The organism is Spongiimicrobium sp. 3-5 (assembly GCF_046557915.1).
In the GTDB taxonomy this organism is placed as follows: domain Bacteria; phylum Bacteroidota; class Bacteroidia; order Flavobacteriales; family Flavobacteriaceae; genus JBHEBG01.
In genome coordinates, this window is sequence record NZ_JBHEBG010000003.1 from 575756 (window position 1) to 594757 (window position 19002).

At 42.1% G+C, this 19002-nt stretch carries 10 protein-coding genes; 3 read left to right on the forward strand and 7 right to left on the reverse strand.

Translation table 11 applies throughout. The annotated features are described in order from the left end of the window. Positions 1-3: 3 nt before the first annotated feature. The 5 genes from ACEQ81_RS14170 to nagB are packed head-to-tail and all read right to left on the reverse strand — an operon-like array spanning position 4 to position 7048. Positions 4-663 (reverse strand): class I SAM-dependent methyltransferase, encoded by a 660-nt coding sequence (locus tag ACEQ81_RS14170; protein WP_411031558.1) that lies wholly within the window; start codon positions 661-663, stop codon positions 4-6. Further along, positions 660-2255 (reverse strand): glycoside hydrolase family 3 protein, encoded by a 1596-nt coding sequence (locus ACEQ81_RS14175; protein WP_411031559.1) that lies wholly within the window; start codon positions 2253-2255, stop codon positions 660-662. Before ACEQ81_RS14175 ends, ACEQ81_RS14170 begins: the two co-directional genes overlap by 4 nt. Next, a complete protein-coding gene (locus ACEQ81_RS14180) occupies positions 2248-3522 on the reverse strand; it encodes an MFS transporter (RefSeq protein WP_411031560.1) in 1275 nt (424 codons plus the stop codon). The genes ACEQ81_RS14175 and ACEQ81_RS14180 overlap by 8 nt, the downstream gene beginning before the upstream one ends. After that, positions 3506-5044: a glycoside hydrolase family 10 protein gene (locus ACEQ81_RS14185; RefSeq protein ID WP_411031561.1), complete on the reverse strand. Its 1539-nt coding sequence runs from the start codon at positions 5042-5044 to the stop codon at positions 3506-3508. Before ACEQ81_RS14185 ends, ACEQ81_RS14180 begins: the two co-directional genes overlap by 17 nt. Positions 5045-5104: 60 nt before the next feature. Beyond that, positions 5105-7048, reverse strand: a complete 1944-nt coding sequence (gene nagB, locus ACEQ81_RS14190; protein ID WP_411031562.1) for a glucosamine-6-phosphate deaminase — start codon at positions 7046-7048, stop codon at positions 5105-5107. Between the two features lie 178 nt (positions 7049-7226). Here nagB and ACEQ81_RS14195 point away from each other — a divergent pair, with 178 nt between their 5' ends. Together ACEQ81_RS14195 and murQ are read left to right on the forward strand one after the other, a co-directional pair. Beyond that, positions 7227-7976, forward strand: a complete 750-nt coding sequence (locus ACEQ81_RS14195) for a DeoR/GlpR family DNA-binding transcription regulator (RefSeq protein WP_411031563.1) — start codon at positions 7227-7229, stop codon at positions 7974-7976. A 2-nt stretch (positions 7977-7978) separates the two neighbouring features. Beyond that, on the forward strand, positions 7979-8794 hold the full coding sequence (gene murQ, locus ACEQ81_RS14200; protein WP_411031564.1) for an N-acetylmuramic acid 6-phosphate etherase: 816 nt from the start codon (positions 7979-7981) through the stop codon (positions 8792-8794). Between the two features lies 1 nt (position 8795). On the opposite strand, the gene ACEQ81_RS14205 is transcribed toward murQ, so the two are convergent. Next, positions 8796-9200 carry a c-type cytochrome gene (locus ACEQ81_RS14205; RefSeq protein ID WP_411031565.1) on the reverse strand — a complete coding sequence of 135 codons (405 nt, stop codon included), beginning with the start codon at positions 9198-9200 and terminating at the stop codon, positions 8796-8798. Positions 9201-9232: 32 nt separating this feature from the next. Further along, entirely contained in the window at positions 9233-10354 is a 1122-nt protein-coding gene (locus tag ACEQ81_RS14210) for a PQQ-dependent sugar dehydrogenase (protein WP_411031566.1), read from the reverse strand. A gap of 137 nt (positions 10355-10491) precedes the next feature. Between ACEQ81_RS14210 and ACEQ81_RS14215 the strand changes: the two genes are divergently transcribed. Then, positions 10492-18852: a T9SS type B sorting domain-containing protein gene (locus tag ACEQ81_RS14215; protein WP_411031567.1), complete on the forward strand. Its 8361-nt coding sequence runs from the start codon at positions 10492-10494 to the stop codon at positions 18850-18852. The last annotated feature ends 150 nt before the right edge of the window (positions 18853-19002 follow it).

The window sequence follows — 19002 nt, forward strand, 5'->3', positions numbered from 1 at the left end:
ATGTTAGGCTATGGTAAAAATTAATGAAATTGGTTTTCCTTGGCCGTTGATAACTTCTCTTGCAGCAATGATTTTCACATCACACTTTTCAAAAGCGTCTACCCAATCGGCGAAGGTCCGGGCATACCAGGCATGTCCTTCTATAAAGTTACCGGGAAGACCTTTCCAGGAATCTGTTACCCATTGACTCCCGTATGCCAAACCTTGATGAAAAAGAAAGAAAGGATGTAAGGTCTGGATTATGATAGTCCCATTTTCATTGAGTGTTTTTTTGGTTTGTACTAGAAGATCGATGAGGCCATCCTTAAGATAAAGACAAAAATTGAAGACGGCACAGTCATAGGGCCCTTCAGGAATTTCTTGCCCATTTATTATCTCTTCATAGGTTAGCTGATAAAAAGATTCTTGACCTTTTTTCCTGGCACTCTCAATCAAAGGGGCAATGGCATCGATACCAACGGCAGTTTTACCCATTTCTGTAATACTACGGGTAAGCCACCCTTCTCCACAGCCAATATCCAATATTTTGTTGGCATTGCTTTTAGACACCGTTTCTACTATGGCAGCATTGGTAAACTTTCGCGACTGAATTTGATTTTCTTCGATGACACGCACCCATTCCTCCGCATTTTTTTCCCAAGATTCGATTATTTCGCTTTTCATTTTACGTATGAATTAAGTGATATGGGCAGTTGCCCGTTAGCTGTAAATTTACCTGTGAAATGCTGTGCGGCATTTTGTTGAAAGACTTCAAAATTTTGATATGCCACCACAACGGATTTTGCTTTTTCAATGCTAATTCTATCAAGAAAATAGGCATTGCCAAATAAATAAACCACCACATTTTTTGTAGCCATCAGGTGGTTTATAAAAGCAACTTCCCGATCTGTAAAACCAAAATTGCCCGTAGGCTTTACTTCTGGGGGAAAAATTGCCAAAACAATATTTTTACAATCCTCAATTTGGCTTTCGATTTTGTCGCTGTACACACTCTGGTTACCGCCCAAAGCGTTGGTGAGCGTTTCCAAAAAGCAGTTTTTTTCCACTTTTCCTACGGTCACCCCGTCAAATGTGCTTGCCCTAAAATTGGCAATGTCTTGTTCGCTTCCTTTTACCAATGTTAAGCTTTGCCGTGCCAATCGGAGGTTAAGGTCTAGGGGGTTTAAGGAATCTTTGTAGGTCTGGGGGGCATTATCCAACGCCTTTTTCTTTAATCTCCAAACTCTTTCAAAACTTGTTTCGATTTGGTCTTCCGAGGCATTTTTTGAGATTGTTTGAATGCCCTCTTTGATATGTTCCGTAAAACAGAGAACATCGTTACCAGCGTTAAAAGCTACCCATTCCAATTCTCCTTTTACCGGATACATCTTAGACACACTATGCATGTTCAGTGCATCAGAAATTACTACACCTTTAAAGCCAAAATCTGTTCGTAAAATCCCTTTGATGATGGTATCGGAGAGGGTAGCAGGGATTGCCTCACCATTGGTCAATGAAGGTACGGCCAAGTGACCTACCATTACCGAATCTACCCCGCTCTTCACTAGTTGTTCAAAAGGATAGAGTTCATTTTCCATTAAATCTTTTTGAGACTTATCAATTACGGGTAAGCCTAAGTGCGAATCCGTTGCTGTATCCCCATGTCCTGGGAAATGCTTTACGCTTGTTAGTATACCTTCACTTTGTGTTCCTTTTACAAAAGCGGTAGCTTTTTGGGCAACTTCAATCTTGTCCTCACCAAAGGACCGGTATCCAATAACCGGATTATTGGGATTATTATTAATATCCGCTACAGGGGATAAATTCCAATGTATTCCTGAATTTTTACAGTCATGGGCAATGTTTTTACCTACCTCATACAACAATTCGGCCCCATTTTTTATAGCGCCCAACGTCATGGCATATGGGTATTGGGGTGTATTCTCTATGCGCATGGCAAGTCCCCATTCGGCATCGATGCTGATTAGTAATGGGTACTTGGCAATTTTTTGATAGCGATCTATCAATCGTTTAAGCGTATCTAGGCTATTTTCGTTATAGATTACTTCTTTTTTTCCTTCAAAATTGGTGGCGGCACTAGCTCTGCTATGGAAAAAGCATAGACCGCCTACACCTTCAGAGCGGATCAGATCTTCCAATTTTTTTATTTCCTCTTCGGTGTCATTTATGAAAGCCGCGGGCATAAAAAACTGCCCGATCTTTTCTTCTCGGGTAAGCTTTAGCTTTGCTTCGCTATATGTTGGTATATTATTCATTAACACTGACCACTTTTTTTCCGTAATTCGGAGGATATTTAATGTATTTTAAAAGAATTATAGAGGGTAAGGCAGCTATAACTACCCAAATAAAGAATCCGTCATAGCCCAGCCATTCTTGAACATAGCCACTTATTAATCCCGGTAGCATCATGCCCAAGGCCATAAAACCTGTGGCAATGGCGTAATGTGATGTTTTTGATACACCTTCGGCTATATAAATAAGAAAGACCATAAAGCCGGCAATGGCAAATCCATAACCAAATTGTTCCAATACTACGGTAGTGACCACTGCTACAAGACTGGTGGTTTTGGTTATGGCAAGGAACGCGTAGAAAACATTGGGTACATTTAGGGAGAGCACCATGAGTAGCATCCATTTTTTTAATCCATCCCTAGAAATCAATACACCCCCAAGGATTCCACCAACGGTTAGCATAATAACGCCTATAGTGCCATAGATGGTACCTACTTCGGCGGTAGAATAACCCAATCCACCAACTTCTGGAGAGTCTAATAAAAAAGGTGAGGCCATTTTAACCAATTGTGATTCCCCCAACCTAAAGAAGAGGACAAAAGCTAAGGAGAGACCCATACCCGATTTTCTAAAGAACGATGAAAAAACCTCTAAAAAGCCAGTTGGTTTGTCTTGTTCTATGGCCGCAGAGGATTCAAATTTTGGGGTTGTGAAAAAGTTAGCGATGGTTAATACCAACATCATTGCCGCGGCACAAACCATGGTAATGGACCAAGCTTTGGTATTATCGCCATAATGGTTTTCCAAAAAACCTGCGAGGATCACTAAAAGCCCCTGTCCCGTTACGGTTGAAAGCTTATAGAAGGTACTACGAACTCCTACGAAGAAGGACTGCTTTTCTTGCGTAAGGCCTATCATATAATAGCCATCGGCTGCAATATCGTTAGTGGCCGAAGCGAAGGCCGCCATCCAAAAGCAGGCCAAGGAGGTCACAAAAAATATGTTTGTTGGAAGGGAAAGCCCAACTCCTAAAAATGCGATCGCTATCAGCAACTGCATACTTAGAAACCAATTTCTTTTCGTACTCTTTAGATCTAAAAGTGGGCTCCATAATGGTTTTATTACCCAGGGCAGATACAACCAACTGGTATAAAGCCCAATATCCGCGTTGCTGACACCTAGCTTTTTGTACATAATTACCGATACCGTTACAACCATTACATAGGGCAGGCCCTGCGTGAAGTAAAGAATTGGAATCCAAGCCCAAGCCCATTTATTTTTTTGTATCATAATTGGTTGTTTGGTTTAAATTTAGTTCTATGGGTGTGCTTTCGTTTCCATAGCGGTCTAGAAATGTTAAGGCAAGATGTCTTTTGCCTTTCAAATCTTTTTTTGCGATTTGAAAAGAGTCCTCTCCGGAGTGGTATAACTTTCTAAGCAATTGTTTGGTAGTACCTGTGTTTAGTTTGGTGTCTTTTCTTGAGGCATAGATCAGTATGTTTCTAATACTGTTGGTTCCCGAAAAATCCATTGCTATTTTCAATGAATCCCTGTTTTGCCATACCTGTTTTAATTTAGGGATGTTAAGTGACCTATTTTCCATTAATGGAGATGCCGGGGGTAGCGCAACATTTTTGTAGAAATTTCTTTTTAAGTTCCTTACCACTGCCTCGCGTTCTTTCATTAGCGATTTAGCACTAAAAAAAACGTTACCACTTACTGCCGCCGTGTTTCTAGAAAGTTTCAATTGTTGTGGCAGCTCTTTTTTCTTTTCCCATGCGGGATCACTATTGTTATAAATCTTGTAAGCACCGTTTCCAATATATAAATTGGTATTTTCCGAATTTTCTGCCCACCAGGAAACAATTTTTCTGTGCGATGCAACATTCAAGTCCATACTCCAGTATACTTGCGGCACCAAATAATCTATCCAACCCTTTTCCATCCAGAGCAGGGGATCTGCATAAAGATCTTCATAGGTGGTCTGGCCTGCTTGGGTATCTGAGCCTTTTGGATCTGTTGCTTTATTTTTCCATACACCGAACGGACTAATGCCAAATTGTACCCATGGCTTCTTTTTTTTGATGTTTTTATGGATACCCTGTACCAAAGAATCCACATTGCTTCTTCGCCAATCTTCCAATGTTTGTTGGGGTAGGGCATAGCTTACATAAGCTAGTGAATCGTTAAAGACTTCGTCTTTTATTTTATAGGGATAAAAATAATCATCAAAATGTACGGCATCAATATCATAATTTAGGACCACTTCGTCCATAACCTTTAGTAGATGGCTACGAACTTCTGGTATGCCCGGATTATAATAGTGTTTTTCACCATATTTTATCATCCATTCGGGATGCTTATAATAATCGTGAGATTCACTTAAAATTTTGGTATTGGAATCCAATGTTGCCCGATATGGATTTAGCCACGCGTGGAATTCAAATCCCTGTTTATGGGCCTCTTTTATCATCCACGGCAATATATCTTCATTTCCATTTGGAGGTATACCCTCGGTGCCGGTAAGAAAACGGGACCATGGGGCCAATTGGGAAGTGTAGAGCGCGTCTCCTGCTGTTCTTATCTGAACGATTACCGCGTTAAAATTTAAGTCTTTATAAAAGTTAAGTATGGTTAAATAATCGGATTTTTGTTTACTTACGGCATCGGTACCCTTCTTAGGCCAGTCTATGTTGGCCACTGTGGCTATCCAAACACCTCTAAACTCTCTTTTTGGCTGTGGAATATTTGAAGTGAAGACGCCACAAGAGGTAAGGCAAATTATTAGGATAACACAGTATCTTTTGATCATGCTTGGGTTGAAATGGAAAAACCCGATTATGATAAATCGGATTTTTCCATGTTTTTGAGATTAGTTGAACTTGTATCTAACAAAGCCTTCCATGGCTTCATATTCGGCCATGCCGAGGGCGTTGTATTTTTGGGCGGTTTCCATATTCCGTTGTTCGGCTCGCTGCCAAAATTCGCGTTGGTCATTTCCAGGGAACATAGCAGCGTCTTTTTGTGATTGGTGTTTAAATATGGCATTTTTCTTTCGCGTCATATCTTTTGGACCAATTGGGACTGCCATTTCCATGTCGGCGATGTCCCATTCTTGCCAGGCACCTCTATAAAGCCATAAATAGCAATCTTCTATCCAATCTGCCTTTTCCTTTACAAGTAGGGCCAACGCTTCATAAACCACTTGCAAACAAACTCTATGCGTGCCGTGCGGATCCGAAAGATCTCCCGCTGCAAAGATTTGATGAGGTCTTACCTTGTTTAAAAGGTCGTATGTAAGTTGGATATCGGCCTCGGAATGCGGTTTTTTCTTTACGGTTCCCGTTTCGTAAAACGGAAGGTTCTGAAAGTGTGCATTTTCTTCGTCCACTCCACAATATCGGCAGGCTGCAAGCGCTTCGCCCTTTCTAATAAGGCCTTTGAACTTTTGGATTTCGGGGCTATCTACCTGCCCTGGTTTTTTGTTGTTCAAGAACTGTCTTACCTCTTTAAATTGCCTTTGCAGTTCTTCATCGTCATGTTGTACATCCGTAGCAAAATCTAAAAACCGGACAACCTCGTCATCGAAAACAGCTATATTACCTGATGTTTGATACGCAACATGTACTTCGTGCCCCTGATCTACCAACCGCAGTAGGGTGCCTCCCATAGAAATTACGTCGTCATCTGGGTGAGGACTAAATATCAACGATGTTTTTGGGTAGGGATCCTTTCTTTCGGGTCGGCTAGAGTCGTCCGCATTGGGTTTACCTCCGGGCCATCCTGTTATTGTACGCTGCAATTGGTTAAACACTTTTAAGTTTATGTGTTCCGCAGAGCCAATTTCGGCCACCAGGCTTCCCATGCCATATTCATTGTAATCCTCATTGGTCAGTTTTAAGATGGCCTTGCTTAGTTTTTCGGAGAGCCATATAGTTGCCTTTTTAATTAGTTTATCGGTCCAATTACATTCGCTCACCAACCATGGAGTACTTAGACGTGTAAGTGCGGAGGCCGCGGCACTGTCAATGATAAAATCACAATTGTTGTGCTGCTGCAAGAAGGTAGCAGGGACCGATTCTCTTATAGGTCCTTCTACGGACTGGTTTATAACTCCTGCTTTACCCTCTCCCCAGGCCATTAGGATAATCCTTTTGGCGGCCATGATGGTGCCTACCCCCATGGTAATAGCTTTTGCGGGGACGTTTTCCAAACCAAAGAAGTCGCTGGCGGCATCTAAACGGGTAACCCTATCTAAACGAACTAGCCTAGTTTTACTATTAATTGCGGAACCTGGTTCATTAAAACCGATGTGCCCGGTTCTTCCTATTCCCAAAACCTGAATGTCTATACCACCTGCAGCTTCAATTTTACGCTCGTAGGCTTGGCAAAAATCCCGAAGGTCTTCTTTGTCCAATGTACCATCAGGAATATTTACATTGTTTTTTTTGATGTCAATATGATCAAAGAGGTGTTCATTCATAAATCGGACATAACTATGAATGGAATCGGGCTCCATGGGATAGTATTCATCCAAATTAAAAGTGATTACATTTTTAAAGCTAAGCCCTTCCTCTTTATGGAATTTTACCAGAAAGTCATAAACTTTTGTGGGTGTGGAACCTGTGGCCAGGCCTATCACTGCATTTCGCCCGCTTTTTTGGCGTTGCCTAATTAGTTCGGCAATTTCATTTGCTACAAAGAAGGAAGCATCTTCGGAACTTTCGTGGATTATGGTGTTTATTTTTTCAAATTTTCTAGACTCCTCGTCTGTTGGAAAATTAGGGAGTTTTTGTTTTGTTATCGCCGTTGCCATAAAATAGTGTTTAATATTTTGATCAAAGATAATTAAAAAAACCAAATCTTGCTGTTTTTTGCATTATTTTTTGCAGTTTTGTGCATTTTAACAATATAACCTTTTAAAAAACGGTAAAAAATGGCAACAGAATAAATTTACTATCTTTACAACATCTCCAGAGCGATTGTATACTACCATGTTAAAAGAGGAACGGCAACAGACCATATTAAATGAAGTGGAACTGCATAATAGGGTTTTACTTACCGATATTGCGGAAATTCTTGATGTCTCTATCGATACCATACGAAGGGATGTTAAGGAGTTGGATAGCAAGAACAAACTTAGAAAAGTGCATGGGGGCGCGGTTTCCCTTGGTTTTGCGAATCCCACGGTTAGAAATAACAATGTCTACGCATTATCGGAGAAAACTACGATCGCAGAAAAGGCAATAACACTTTTAAAAGACGGGGGTGTAATATTCATAGATGGGGGCACTACTTGCTTGGAATTGGCAAGATTAATACCGGAACATCTGAATTTAACCTGTTTTACCCTAAGCATACCCGTGGCATTGGAGCTGCTCTCCAAACCGCAAGTAGACGTAATTTTGATCGGAGGCCATATATCCAAGGATTCTTTAATTTCTATTGGCGCCAATACCATACACAATCTATCCGAAATACGTGTAGACTATGGTTTTATAGGTACCGGTTATGTAGATTCCCTATACGGTCTTACCGAATTTGATTGGGATATTGTGCAAGTTAAGAAGGCGGTAATCAAAGCTTCTAAAAAAACAATACTTTTATCGATATCCGAAAAATTGAATTCGCAACACCGATACAAAACTTGCGATATCAATGAAATAAATACCCTTATAACGGAGTTAGACCCTAGGAACAATCTATTAAACCTTTTTAGAAATCACGATATTCACATTTTATAAATATGCCGGAGACCAAAAAAATTACCGAAACCCAATCAAATTATAATGATTTGGAGCAAATGGACACCATATCCATCCTAAAGAACATGAATAGAGAGGATAAAAAGGTAGCAGACGCCGTTGCCTTGGTAATTCCTCAGATTACCAAACTAGTGGATGCATTGGAGGACCGTTTTAATAAAGGGGGGCGACTTTTTTACATTGGTGCGGGTACTAGTGGTAGATTGGGCATATTGGATGCTTCGGAGATTCCGCCTACATACGGCATGCCCCATGATAGGGTAATTGGACTTATTGCTGGGGGCGACTCTGCAATTCGCAAGGCCGTGGAGTTTGCAGAAGATGATATTGAACAGGCTTGGAAGGATCTTAGTGCATTTAAAATGAATAAAAATGATACCGTTGTGGGCATAGCCGCTTCGGGTACTACACCTTATGTTATTGGCGGTGTAAGGGATGCCAAGGCGCATGGTCTGCTAACGGCTTGCATTACCAATAACCCACACTCTCCCTTATCAAAAGAGGCGGACATTTCCATGGAAGTAAATGTAGGTCCGGAATTTGTTACGGGTAGTACCCGAATGAAAAGTGGTACTTCGCAGAAGATGGTGTTGAATATGATCTCTACCGCCCTAATGATTAAAATAGGCCGGGTAAAGGGCAACAAAATGGTAAACATGCAACTTAGCAATAACAAGTTGGTGGATCGTGGAGCCCGATATTTGATAGAAGAATTGAATGTCGGTTATGAAGAGGCCGAAGAGCTGTTAAAACTTTACGGCTCCGTAAAGAAAGCCATGGACGCGAAAGGGAAGTAAATTACTTTTTTGTAAGAAGTATCACCTCTTCCGGAGTCACTATTTTATCGTTTTTATTTCCCCAAGAATTTGAAATATAGTTCATTACATCGGCTACTTCATCGTCCGTTAGTCCCATAGGCATCATGGTGTTGTCATAGGCCACGCCGTTGACCGTTATTGGTCCCCGTTGTCCGTTTTTTATACCTATTATACTCTTCTCTCTATTGTTACGGAGGTAGTCGGAATTGGCCAAAGGAGGAAAAACACCTTCTACCCCTTCTCCTTTTGCCAAATGGCACGTAATACAGAAATCGGCATAGATTTCACTTCCCCGCTCCATACTTTCTGCCAGTTGTTTGTCTTGAAAAAGAAACAGGGAAACCCCCGCCATAAGAGATAGGTAAAGGAATACGAATAACTTCATTTTAGCACAGTTTTATTAAATAATGCGGAATCTTAAGATTTAGGAACCAGTTTGTAAATGCCTTTTCCTTCAACGGCAACATAAACAAGTCCGTCCGGGCCCTGGCGTACGTTACGGACCCTACCAATGTCGTCCATTAATTTTTCCCTTCGTACCACTTTGTTGTCTTCCAAGACCTGGCGTTCCAAATATTCGAATACCAATGACCCCACAAGTAAACTTCCTTGCCAGCCTTCATAATTTTCCGTGGTTACGAAAGTCATGCCACTAGGTGCAATGGAAGGTACCCAATAATGCATGGGCTGTTCCATACCATCTTTTTCTGTGATATCGGTAATGGGAGTACCACTGTAGTTGATACCATAGGTAATTACTGGCCAACCGTAATTTTTCCCTTTTTCGAGGATGTTTATTTCATCACCCCCTCTAGGACCATGTTCATGATCCCATAACTTTCCGGTTTCCGGATTTTTTACAAGGCCTTGTGGGTTTCTATGTCCATAGGTAAAAATAGCGGTTTTTGCCCCTGTTTCGTCCACAAAGGGATTATCAGTGGGGATACGGCCATCATCGTGCAGTCTGTATATTTTACCACCATCTAGCGTAATATCCTGGGGGTTTACATCGCGGTTTCCACGGTCTCCAACAGAAAAATACAAATATCCTTCATTATCAAACTCTATTCTAGAACCATAATGCTGTCCCTTTGTGGTATTTGGAGTTGCTTTATATAGTAATTCTTTGTCCGTTAGCGCGTTATCTTTCAATTTTGCCCTAATAATGGCTGTATTTCCACCCTTTTCACCACCTTCTTGCGATGAGTAGGAAAGATAAAGCCATCCATTGTCTTGGTATTGCGGATGTACTTCAATATCTAACAATCCTCCTTGTCCTCTAACGTAAACCTCAGGGACATTGGCAATATTTGTCTTTTTTCCCTCTTTAAAATGAATTAATTCACCACTTTTTTCCGTAATGAGTAAGCTACCGTCGGGTAGGAACGCCATGCCCCATGGAATCTGTAGCTGATCGACGAACAGTTCAGCGATAAAAACATCCTTTGATGGTCTATGTACATCATTATCAGCACTCTGTGCGCAAGCAGAATTGAGTATTACAACGAAAAAATAAAGAAACAACATACTTTTTTTCATAACTTGACGTTAAAATATTAATATAATAGTAGCCTAAAGGCCTAAAGATAAAGAGAAAATATAAGTTTAAACAATTACACTAAAGGATATTATTGACCCCAAATCGAGAATGTTCTTGCTATAATTCGACTTAACCTATGCTCCCAAAAAAAACAAGGCATCTTTTGTATGCCGTGCTGTTGATAGCAATATCGATAGTATCTACCTCGGCAATAGCAAATACCGAAGTTTACGAGCTCATCTCTGAAGTAACAGCTGCTATTGGGGATACTACCTCTAAAGCGGATGGTCTTACCAATACTGAACATACGCTTAAATCTTCGAGTGTTTCAAATGTAAAAAAGACTGATAGATCAGGGGCTTTTAGTGCGCCCATGTTCATGACTATCATTCAAGGTGCGGATGAAGAAGTGATCTGCCCTAATGATGGAAGTACCGTAGCAAAGTTTTTTCTTTGCGGTACAAGCGATGTACGTACAATTTCCCTCAGTCAAAGTGGGGGGTCTTACCAATGGCAGCAATTAGACGGGTCTTGTGCCTCTTCGGTACTGGATGATTGTGCCAATACCGACACCTCGTGTTACAATACAGTGGGTACGGGAGCTACCTACAACCTAAGCTCCGCAGGAGAATTTAGGGTACGTGTAGGTTCTGGCCAATTTTTTTACTTTAAATCGTCCCTAAACCCATTAAACCCACAGCTGATTCATGAGGATATAGAATGTGGTAACCCGGGAAGGGTAGAAATTACCAATGTTCCTGCCGGATACGAATACAGCCTAAACAACTCTGCAGGTCCTTACCAAGACGATCCATACTTTGATATTTCCACCCCCGGAAGCTATATGGTATGGGTACGGTTAAAAAACGTATCGGCCAGTGCATGTTTGTTTCCTTCCAATTCGGTGAATGTATTGGATTTAAATATGTCCGTGTCTGTAGTAGCAAACGATATTCTTTGTAGTGGAGAGTTGGGAAGTATAGATGTAACGGTTTCGGGAGTACCGGGATTCTATACCTATCGACTTATAAAATCTGGAGTAACTGTAGATACATTTGGTCCTGATGCAGCCTCAAACTATTCCTTTCTTAACGTAAGCCCCGGTACCTATAGCATTCGTGTTGAAACAAACAATTGTTCAGAATTGGTAACATTGGACAATCTTGGCGTACCTATCAATATTGGTAACGGTATAAGCCCGCTAGCGGTTTCGGCTACAGCTTCCGATAGTTTTGGATGTGGAGCAACGTCAGTGGATGTAACAATAGACACCTCTGGCGGAACAGGTCCTTACCGATATAGTTTAAATGGTGGAGCTACCTTTAGCACTACCTATGATCCAACAACAACCTTTACGGTAAGCACTTCGGGAACTTATCCAATTTTGGTGGAGGATGCCAACGGTTGTACTAAAGATGCTTCTGTAGATGTTTTGGATATACCACCACCTGTGTTTAACATCATACCCGAAGATGCCAATTGCGGTGGAGCCAATGACGGTAGAATTACCGTTGACGTAACTAGTGGAAATGGTTATAATTTAGAGTTTAGTATTGATAACGGTACTAGTTTTCAGACCAGTAATATTTTCAATGACTTGGCACCTACAACCTATGATGTTGTAGTGCGTTATCAGCAAGGAGCTTTTGTTTGTAGTACAGCACCAATAAACGTTGCCATAGGTACCCCTTCCTTAATTACAGCTACTGCTATTGAGGATAGTGCACCTTCCTGTGCCAATGAAACAGGGGGTCAAATTACAATCTCCGGAACTTCTGGAGGAGTTGGTCCGTATGAGTTTAATATAGGTGCCGGATTTGGGGCTACCAACGTATTTACCAATCTAGGTGTAGGTACTTATATCCCCCAAATTAGGGATGCCAACGATTGTGTGGAAAGTTTGCCACCAATAGTTTTTAATGCTTTGGACAAACCAACCGATTTGGATTTTACCGTATCGAGCATCGATTGTGTCACAAGTACGGCTTCAGTAACCTTGGCTGTAACTGATGGTACCGCTCCTTACACTTACGAAATTATAGCTCCTGCGGGAAGTGCAATCAATAACGCTGGAAACCCTGTATTTACTGGATTAGGTCTAGGTACTTACACTTTTAGGGTTACCGATAATGTTGGTTGCTCCTATGATGAAAACTTTGCAATTACGGATATCAGTTCTATTGGCGCTACAGCACAGCAGACCCAGGTGGTACGTTGTGTGGGCGAAAGTAACGGCGAAGGACGTTTCTTGGTCGATGGATTTGATACGACCTACAGTTATCAAATCGATGCCGGACCTGTTTTTACAGGGGAAACCAATGGGATAATACCGCTTACCAATTTAGCGGCTGGTAGTTATACTATATCAGTTACCGATGAGGGAACTAATTGTACCGATACCGCCACCTTGGTAATACAAGAACCAAGTGTAGCCTTTGCCATTGATAATTTGGCGGTAACACCAATGAGCTGTCAGAACGGAAATATTGGTAGCGTAACCATTAATACCGTTGGTGGTTGGGGAGGTAATAGATATTCACTAACACAACCCGATGGTTCCCCACGAGGGCCGAAGAACGGAAATACCTTTTCCGGTCTTTCCTTAGATGGTTTATACCAAGTAAGTGTTACCGATACCAATGGATGTACCATAACGGATAGTTTTACCCTTACTGTGTTGGAATCGCCGGTATTGGCCTTGGATGCAGCTACAGATTATTGTTATGATAATGTTGATGCGGCCACCATAGTGGTGAATGCAACTTTGGGTGCGCTACCCTATCAGTATCGGGTAAATGGAGGTCCTTTGGGGGCTAGTAATAGCTTTGGTGGACTTACACCAGGAACATACAACGTGGAAGTAGTGGATGCAAACGACTGTAGGGACAATGTTTCGGTAACCATTGCACCGGAAATAACCGCAACAGCCATGATAACAAGAGAGCTTAACTGTGGTGTTCTACCCGCTCAGATACGTGTAGATATTAGCAACGGCTATCCTTCCGGGGGTAACTATGATATATACGAAGTAAGTATAAATGGAGCGCCCTATACTACGGATTCTAATAATATAACCGGTAATTCGTTCGTTTACGACATACCAAATGATGGCTCAATATTGACTCCTACTACTTTTCAATTTGAAGTATATGATAGTAGGGGATGTGTTGCTCAGACTAATGAAGTAACCATTTCCCCTCCAGAGACCATAGCGGGAACGGCTTTGGGAACAGATACCGTATGTGGTGATCTTAATAGTGGTACCGTAACGGTTACCGCTGACACCACGCAAGGTGTACCACCTTATGAGTACAGTAACGATGGAGGTGCCACCTTTGGAACCCAAAATGTATTCTCTGGTTATGCGCCTGGTACCTACACGGACTTTATGGTTAGGGACAGTAGGCAATGTATCAGTCCTCTTCTTTCAGCAACAATTGCTGCAAGCGTACCCGTAGATGCAACCATCGCGGTTACAGATGCTGTCTGTTCTGCGGGAGCTGTACTAGGTACTATTGATGTTACCAACGTTACTAACGGAACCCCTGATTTTACCTATACACTGTTGGATATTAGCGGTGCCGTTATAGGTACGGTTGGTCCTACAGCCGCTACTACGGCTAGTTTTCCAAATGTTCCTACAGGTGTTTACACGGTAGTTACAACAGATGCAGCAGGATGTGAGGACAGGGATACGGTAACTGTAGATCAAAACACCATAGATTTAGTTCCTGTAGCTACCACAACGCCGCCGGATTGTACTACCGCATTTACATACATTGTTGATATCATAGGTGGTACACCTCCTTATCAAATAGGACTGGTCGGTGGTCCTTTGGGCCCGCCTAACGTGGATGTGAATACACACGATTTTACCGGTCAGATTGCTTTTGGTATTACTTATTTCGTAGAAGTGGTAGATGCTTTGGGTTGTAGGTATATAGAAAGGATAGATCCTATAGGAGGGCCAGATCCGGTTGCCATAGTGGCAACAGGAACTACCGCATCCTGTAGTCCTGCGGGTACGGGGGAAATAACATTTACGGTAAGCGGAATATCATCCAACCCTGGTGATTTTACCGTTACCTTAATAGATACCGATACGGGGGCAATAATAGGAGCTCCTATGGTATTCACCAATGAGCCTATACCTTATAATGGAAGCTTTACTGGTCTACCAGCCGGTAATTACCAAATATTGGTGCAAGACAACAATACAAGTTGTAGCGGTAGTGATTTGGTAACCATTATTGAAGATATCCCTACATTGGTAGTAGATAATAACCAACTTGCCAATTGTTTTGTTGGTGCATTGGTTACCGTTAGAGGAAATGGCGGTACAGGACCTTATGGATTTGCCTATGTGCCTTCTGGCGACCCGGCACCCACCGTTTTTACCACGGAGACAACCTATGAAATAGCAGGTCCTTACCCAGCAACGTACGACTTTTACGTTGAGGATGCCAATGGATGTATCAACAGTACCCCAGTTACGGTAGATACTGATCCGGGTGTTCCCCCTCCCACGGTAGACGTTATTAACCAATGTACGGCAGTGGCCAATTATACTATTAATGTTACCGGACCTTTAAGTACAGGAAGCGGACTACCAAATGAAACCTTCGAATATGATATAGGTGGTGGTTTTCAAAGTAGCCCTAATTTTACCGTACCTAATCCGGGAGATTATACCATTGTGGTTAGAAATGGCTATGGATGTCCAAATACTGTGGTGGCTCGCGTTTTCGATTTCTTTGCGATTACTGCCAGTGCAACCTCGGAACCAACATGTAATGCCGGTGATGGCACCATTACTATTAATACAACCGGAGGTAGCGGTAATTTCCAATTTGATTTGGATGACGGTACCAACCCCATTGTAACACAGGTAAACAATCCGATATTCACCAATTTATTTCCTGGTAACTATTCTATTTTGGTTACCGATCTGGATTCCAATACGGCACCTTTGTGTACCGATGTTGCTACTGTGGATGTTACTATAGTAGACAGCCCAGTAATTACGGCCACTCCAAAAAACGATATTACCTGTAACGGAGCAAATGACGGAAATATCTCTGTGGAGCTACAACCTGGCTCAGACACCGATACCCCTTTAACGTATACACTCTATATAGGAGCTAGCACCACACCATTCAGAGGACCGCAAGCTACCGCCATATTCGATAACTTAGGTCCTGGAACTTATCAGGTGGGCGTAGAGTCTAACAGAGGTTGTACTGATCGTTCGGGAGATGTCACCATTATTGAACCTTCCGTATTGCAGATAGCTACCGCAAACACTGTATTCACCTGTGATCCAAGTAACAACAGGTTTAATACGGCTACAATTACCGTCTTTACCGATACAAATGGAGATGGTACCGGGGCAAACACAGGTACCGCACCCTATACATATAGTATGAACGATGGTACCCCAGCTTTTGACGGTACTAATTTTCAGGTAAGCAATACCTTTGAAATAATTGACAATGGGGCTACCCAGAATATTATCATTACTGCTAGGGATCAAAATGGTTGTGAGATAACCGATACGGTTGTTCTTAACCCACCAAACGATCTTACCTTCAGTTTTAACGTTAACTCTATTACTTGTGCTGCAGATGGTATAAGTGTAAACCCAGGTACTATCGATATAATCATTAACGAAGGAGCGGGTAATTACGACGTGGAAATATTACCGTTAGGAACAGAGCCCGCCAGAAATTCTGGAGGTACGGATCGTGTTACCTGGGATATAAGCACTCCAGGAGATTATATATTCGCCGTAACCGATATTGGCAATGGCGGATGTACCTACCTTACCCCAGTGGTAAACATGCCAGAGTACAACAATATAGAAGCTCTTATCGCCGAAGTAAGCCCGGTAACTTGTTTTAATGGAAATGATGGTGAAATTAGCATAACGATCAATAACTACACCGGACGTTACAACTACGAGGTATTCTCTAGGGATAATACCGGGGTGGAAACCACTACAGGAGTATCGGGTAGTTTTGACACCACGGCACCTATAAACACACCAGAAATTATAGGGGGCTTGCCAGCAGGTAATTTAGTGGTACGTGTAGAAGCAATAAGTACACCTTTTTGTGATGTAGTAAGTAATGTTACTACCGTAAGGCAGCCAGACAGGCCCATAACAGTACCTTTACAACAAACCGCTGAGGTTACTTGCGCCATACCTGGGTTAGGGGAAATTACGGCTACCGGTGATGGGGGCTGGGGAAGCTATGAATATCAGTTGATAGCACCAGACGGTACAACCATCCTCCAAGATTTTCCAAGTACAAATAACAACTTTACCGGGTTGGATGCCGGTCTTTATACGGTTAACATTAGGGATGCTCTCGGATGTCCTACCAGCAATACCATTAATCTAGCCTTGCCAACGGCGATCTTTGCCGATATACGCGTGGTTAATCCATTGCAATGTAATAATGACAATGACGGTTCTATAGAGGTTTTCAATGTTTCTGGCGGACAAGGACCTGGAAACTACCTATATCAATTAAATAGAATAACGGAAGGTACAACAAGTGGCTTGCAGACCACTCCAGTATTCACCAATTTATCTGCAGGGGATTATACCATAACTGTATTTGACGGTTGGAATTGTAGTTATCCTACCGCAGTAATCACGATTGAGGATCCTGAAGTTGTAGTAGCCGAGTTAATTGAGGTCTCACCTCCTGGATGTGGAGATGTAGGTGTTATGGAACTCACCATTACTAACCCCGAGGTAGGAGTAAGTTACTTCTATAGAAGAGAAGGTACCGCAGATCCCTTCGTGGCTTTTGACGCAACGGATCCTTTGGCTACGTCGGTACTGATTACTGAGGATATTACCATAGATCCCGGACCTTTCCAGTATGATGTACAGAACTCCAATGGATGTCCATCTGAGAAATCCAACCAAATATCACTAGATCCTGCGGCGCCTTTGGTAATAGCTTTGGATCTTACGAATGCCACGATCAGTTGTGCTGGTGATGCAACAGGGATTATAAGATCGGAAGCTTTTGGTGGAATTGGAAGTTATATTTATGTATTGGTAAATAATGATCTAGGTGGGGTTCCTACGGCACCCACAACGGCAGATATAGTGCGAAGCCCTCAAGCTTCAGGTATTTTTAGGAATTTAGGTCCTGGTACCTATTGGGTGTATGCTCAAAGTGGTGGATGTTCCGCTATATCTACCCCCATTACTATTTCAGACCCACCACCTTTGGTACTGGATTATCTAGAGGCAGTACCCGTAAGCTGTAATGGCGATGTGGACGGGCAGATCATTATAGAGGCCAGTGGTGGTACCGGGGTTATCCGATTTTCCATTTCCGATACCCTAAGTGAGGTTTTTGAGGGTGACGATCCAGCAAACCCCAACAGAAAGACATTTACCGATTTGACCCCAAGAAGTTATGAAATTATTATTCAGGACGATTTGGGTTGTACTATAACCCAAACGGTAACCATAACCGAACCCGCAGAGTTGGTGGCCGGTGTTGCCGATTCCACACCCGAAATATGTCTGGGAGAACAAAACGGAACGGTTACCCTTCAGGTGATGGGAGGAACAGCTCCTTATTTTACAAGTGTTAACTCTTCCGATGATGCAGATTTTGCCCAGGATAGCACCTTTTTCTTTGACAACCTAATAGGAGGTGATACCTATGTGATATTTGTGCGAGATTCCAGAGGTTGTGAAACCAACGTAATTGTACCTGTGGGTATAGGAGTGGAACTTATTCCCGAACCTATTGTTACTTATGGTTGCGATGGTATTTTCCCAAATAGCACGGTTCTTATAGAAATGCAAGATCCTACCCAAATACCACAATTGTTGTTTGCGTTAGACCCTGTGGATCCGACGGATGCAATATCTGCCTTGGCTACAACCGAACGTACGTGGGGCGATTTAACCCCTGGTGACCATACGGCGTACGTGTATCACGAGAATGGCTGTGTTGCTTCCACCGTGTTTACAGTAGATGCTTATGAACCCTTAACATTAACGGCAGAGAAAACAGGTCCTAATGAGATAACAGCTATGGCTCAAGGAGGCTTCGGAGGATATGAATATTTCTTCCAGGGAGAATCAACCGGTGATGTAAATGTGTTTACACTCAATCAAGATGCCAGTATAACCATTATGGTAATAGACCAAAATGGTTGTGTCGCCTCTATAACCATGCCCTTTAATTTTACGGGAATGCTAGAAATACCAAATTTCTTTACCCCCGATGGTGATAACAACAATGATGTTTGGTATCCGGAGAACAGAGATTTCTTTCCAAATATTGAAGTAAAGATCTACGATAGATACGGTAGGGTTGTGGCCGAGCTAAACCAGGTATCTGCTTGGGATGGTACTTATGATGGAAGGGAAGTTCCAACAGGAGATTATTGGTATGTAGTAAACGCCAATGATGAATCCAAACAGCAATACGTTGGCCATTTTACACTTTATCGTTAACCAATCTACATGACTAAAATACTTTAAAAATATAAGGGCGCTGAGGTTTTCAGCGCCCTTTTCATTTATATAGGATATGATGCTTTTTTTAGAAGTATTGTACTATATTTGCAATCCTAAAATCGAATGATGCCTATAGCGCCCCATTCG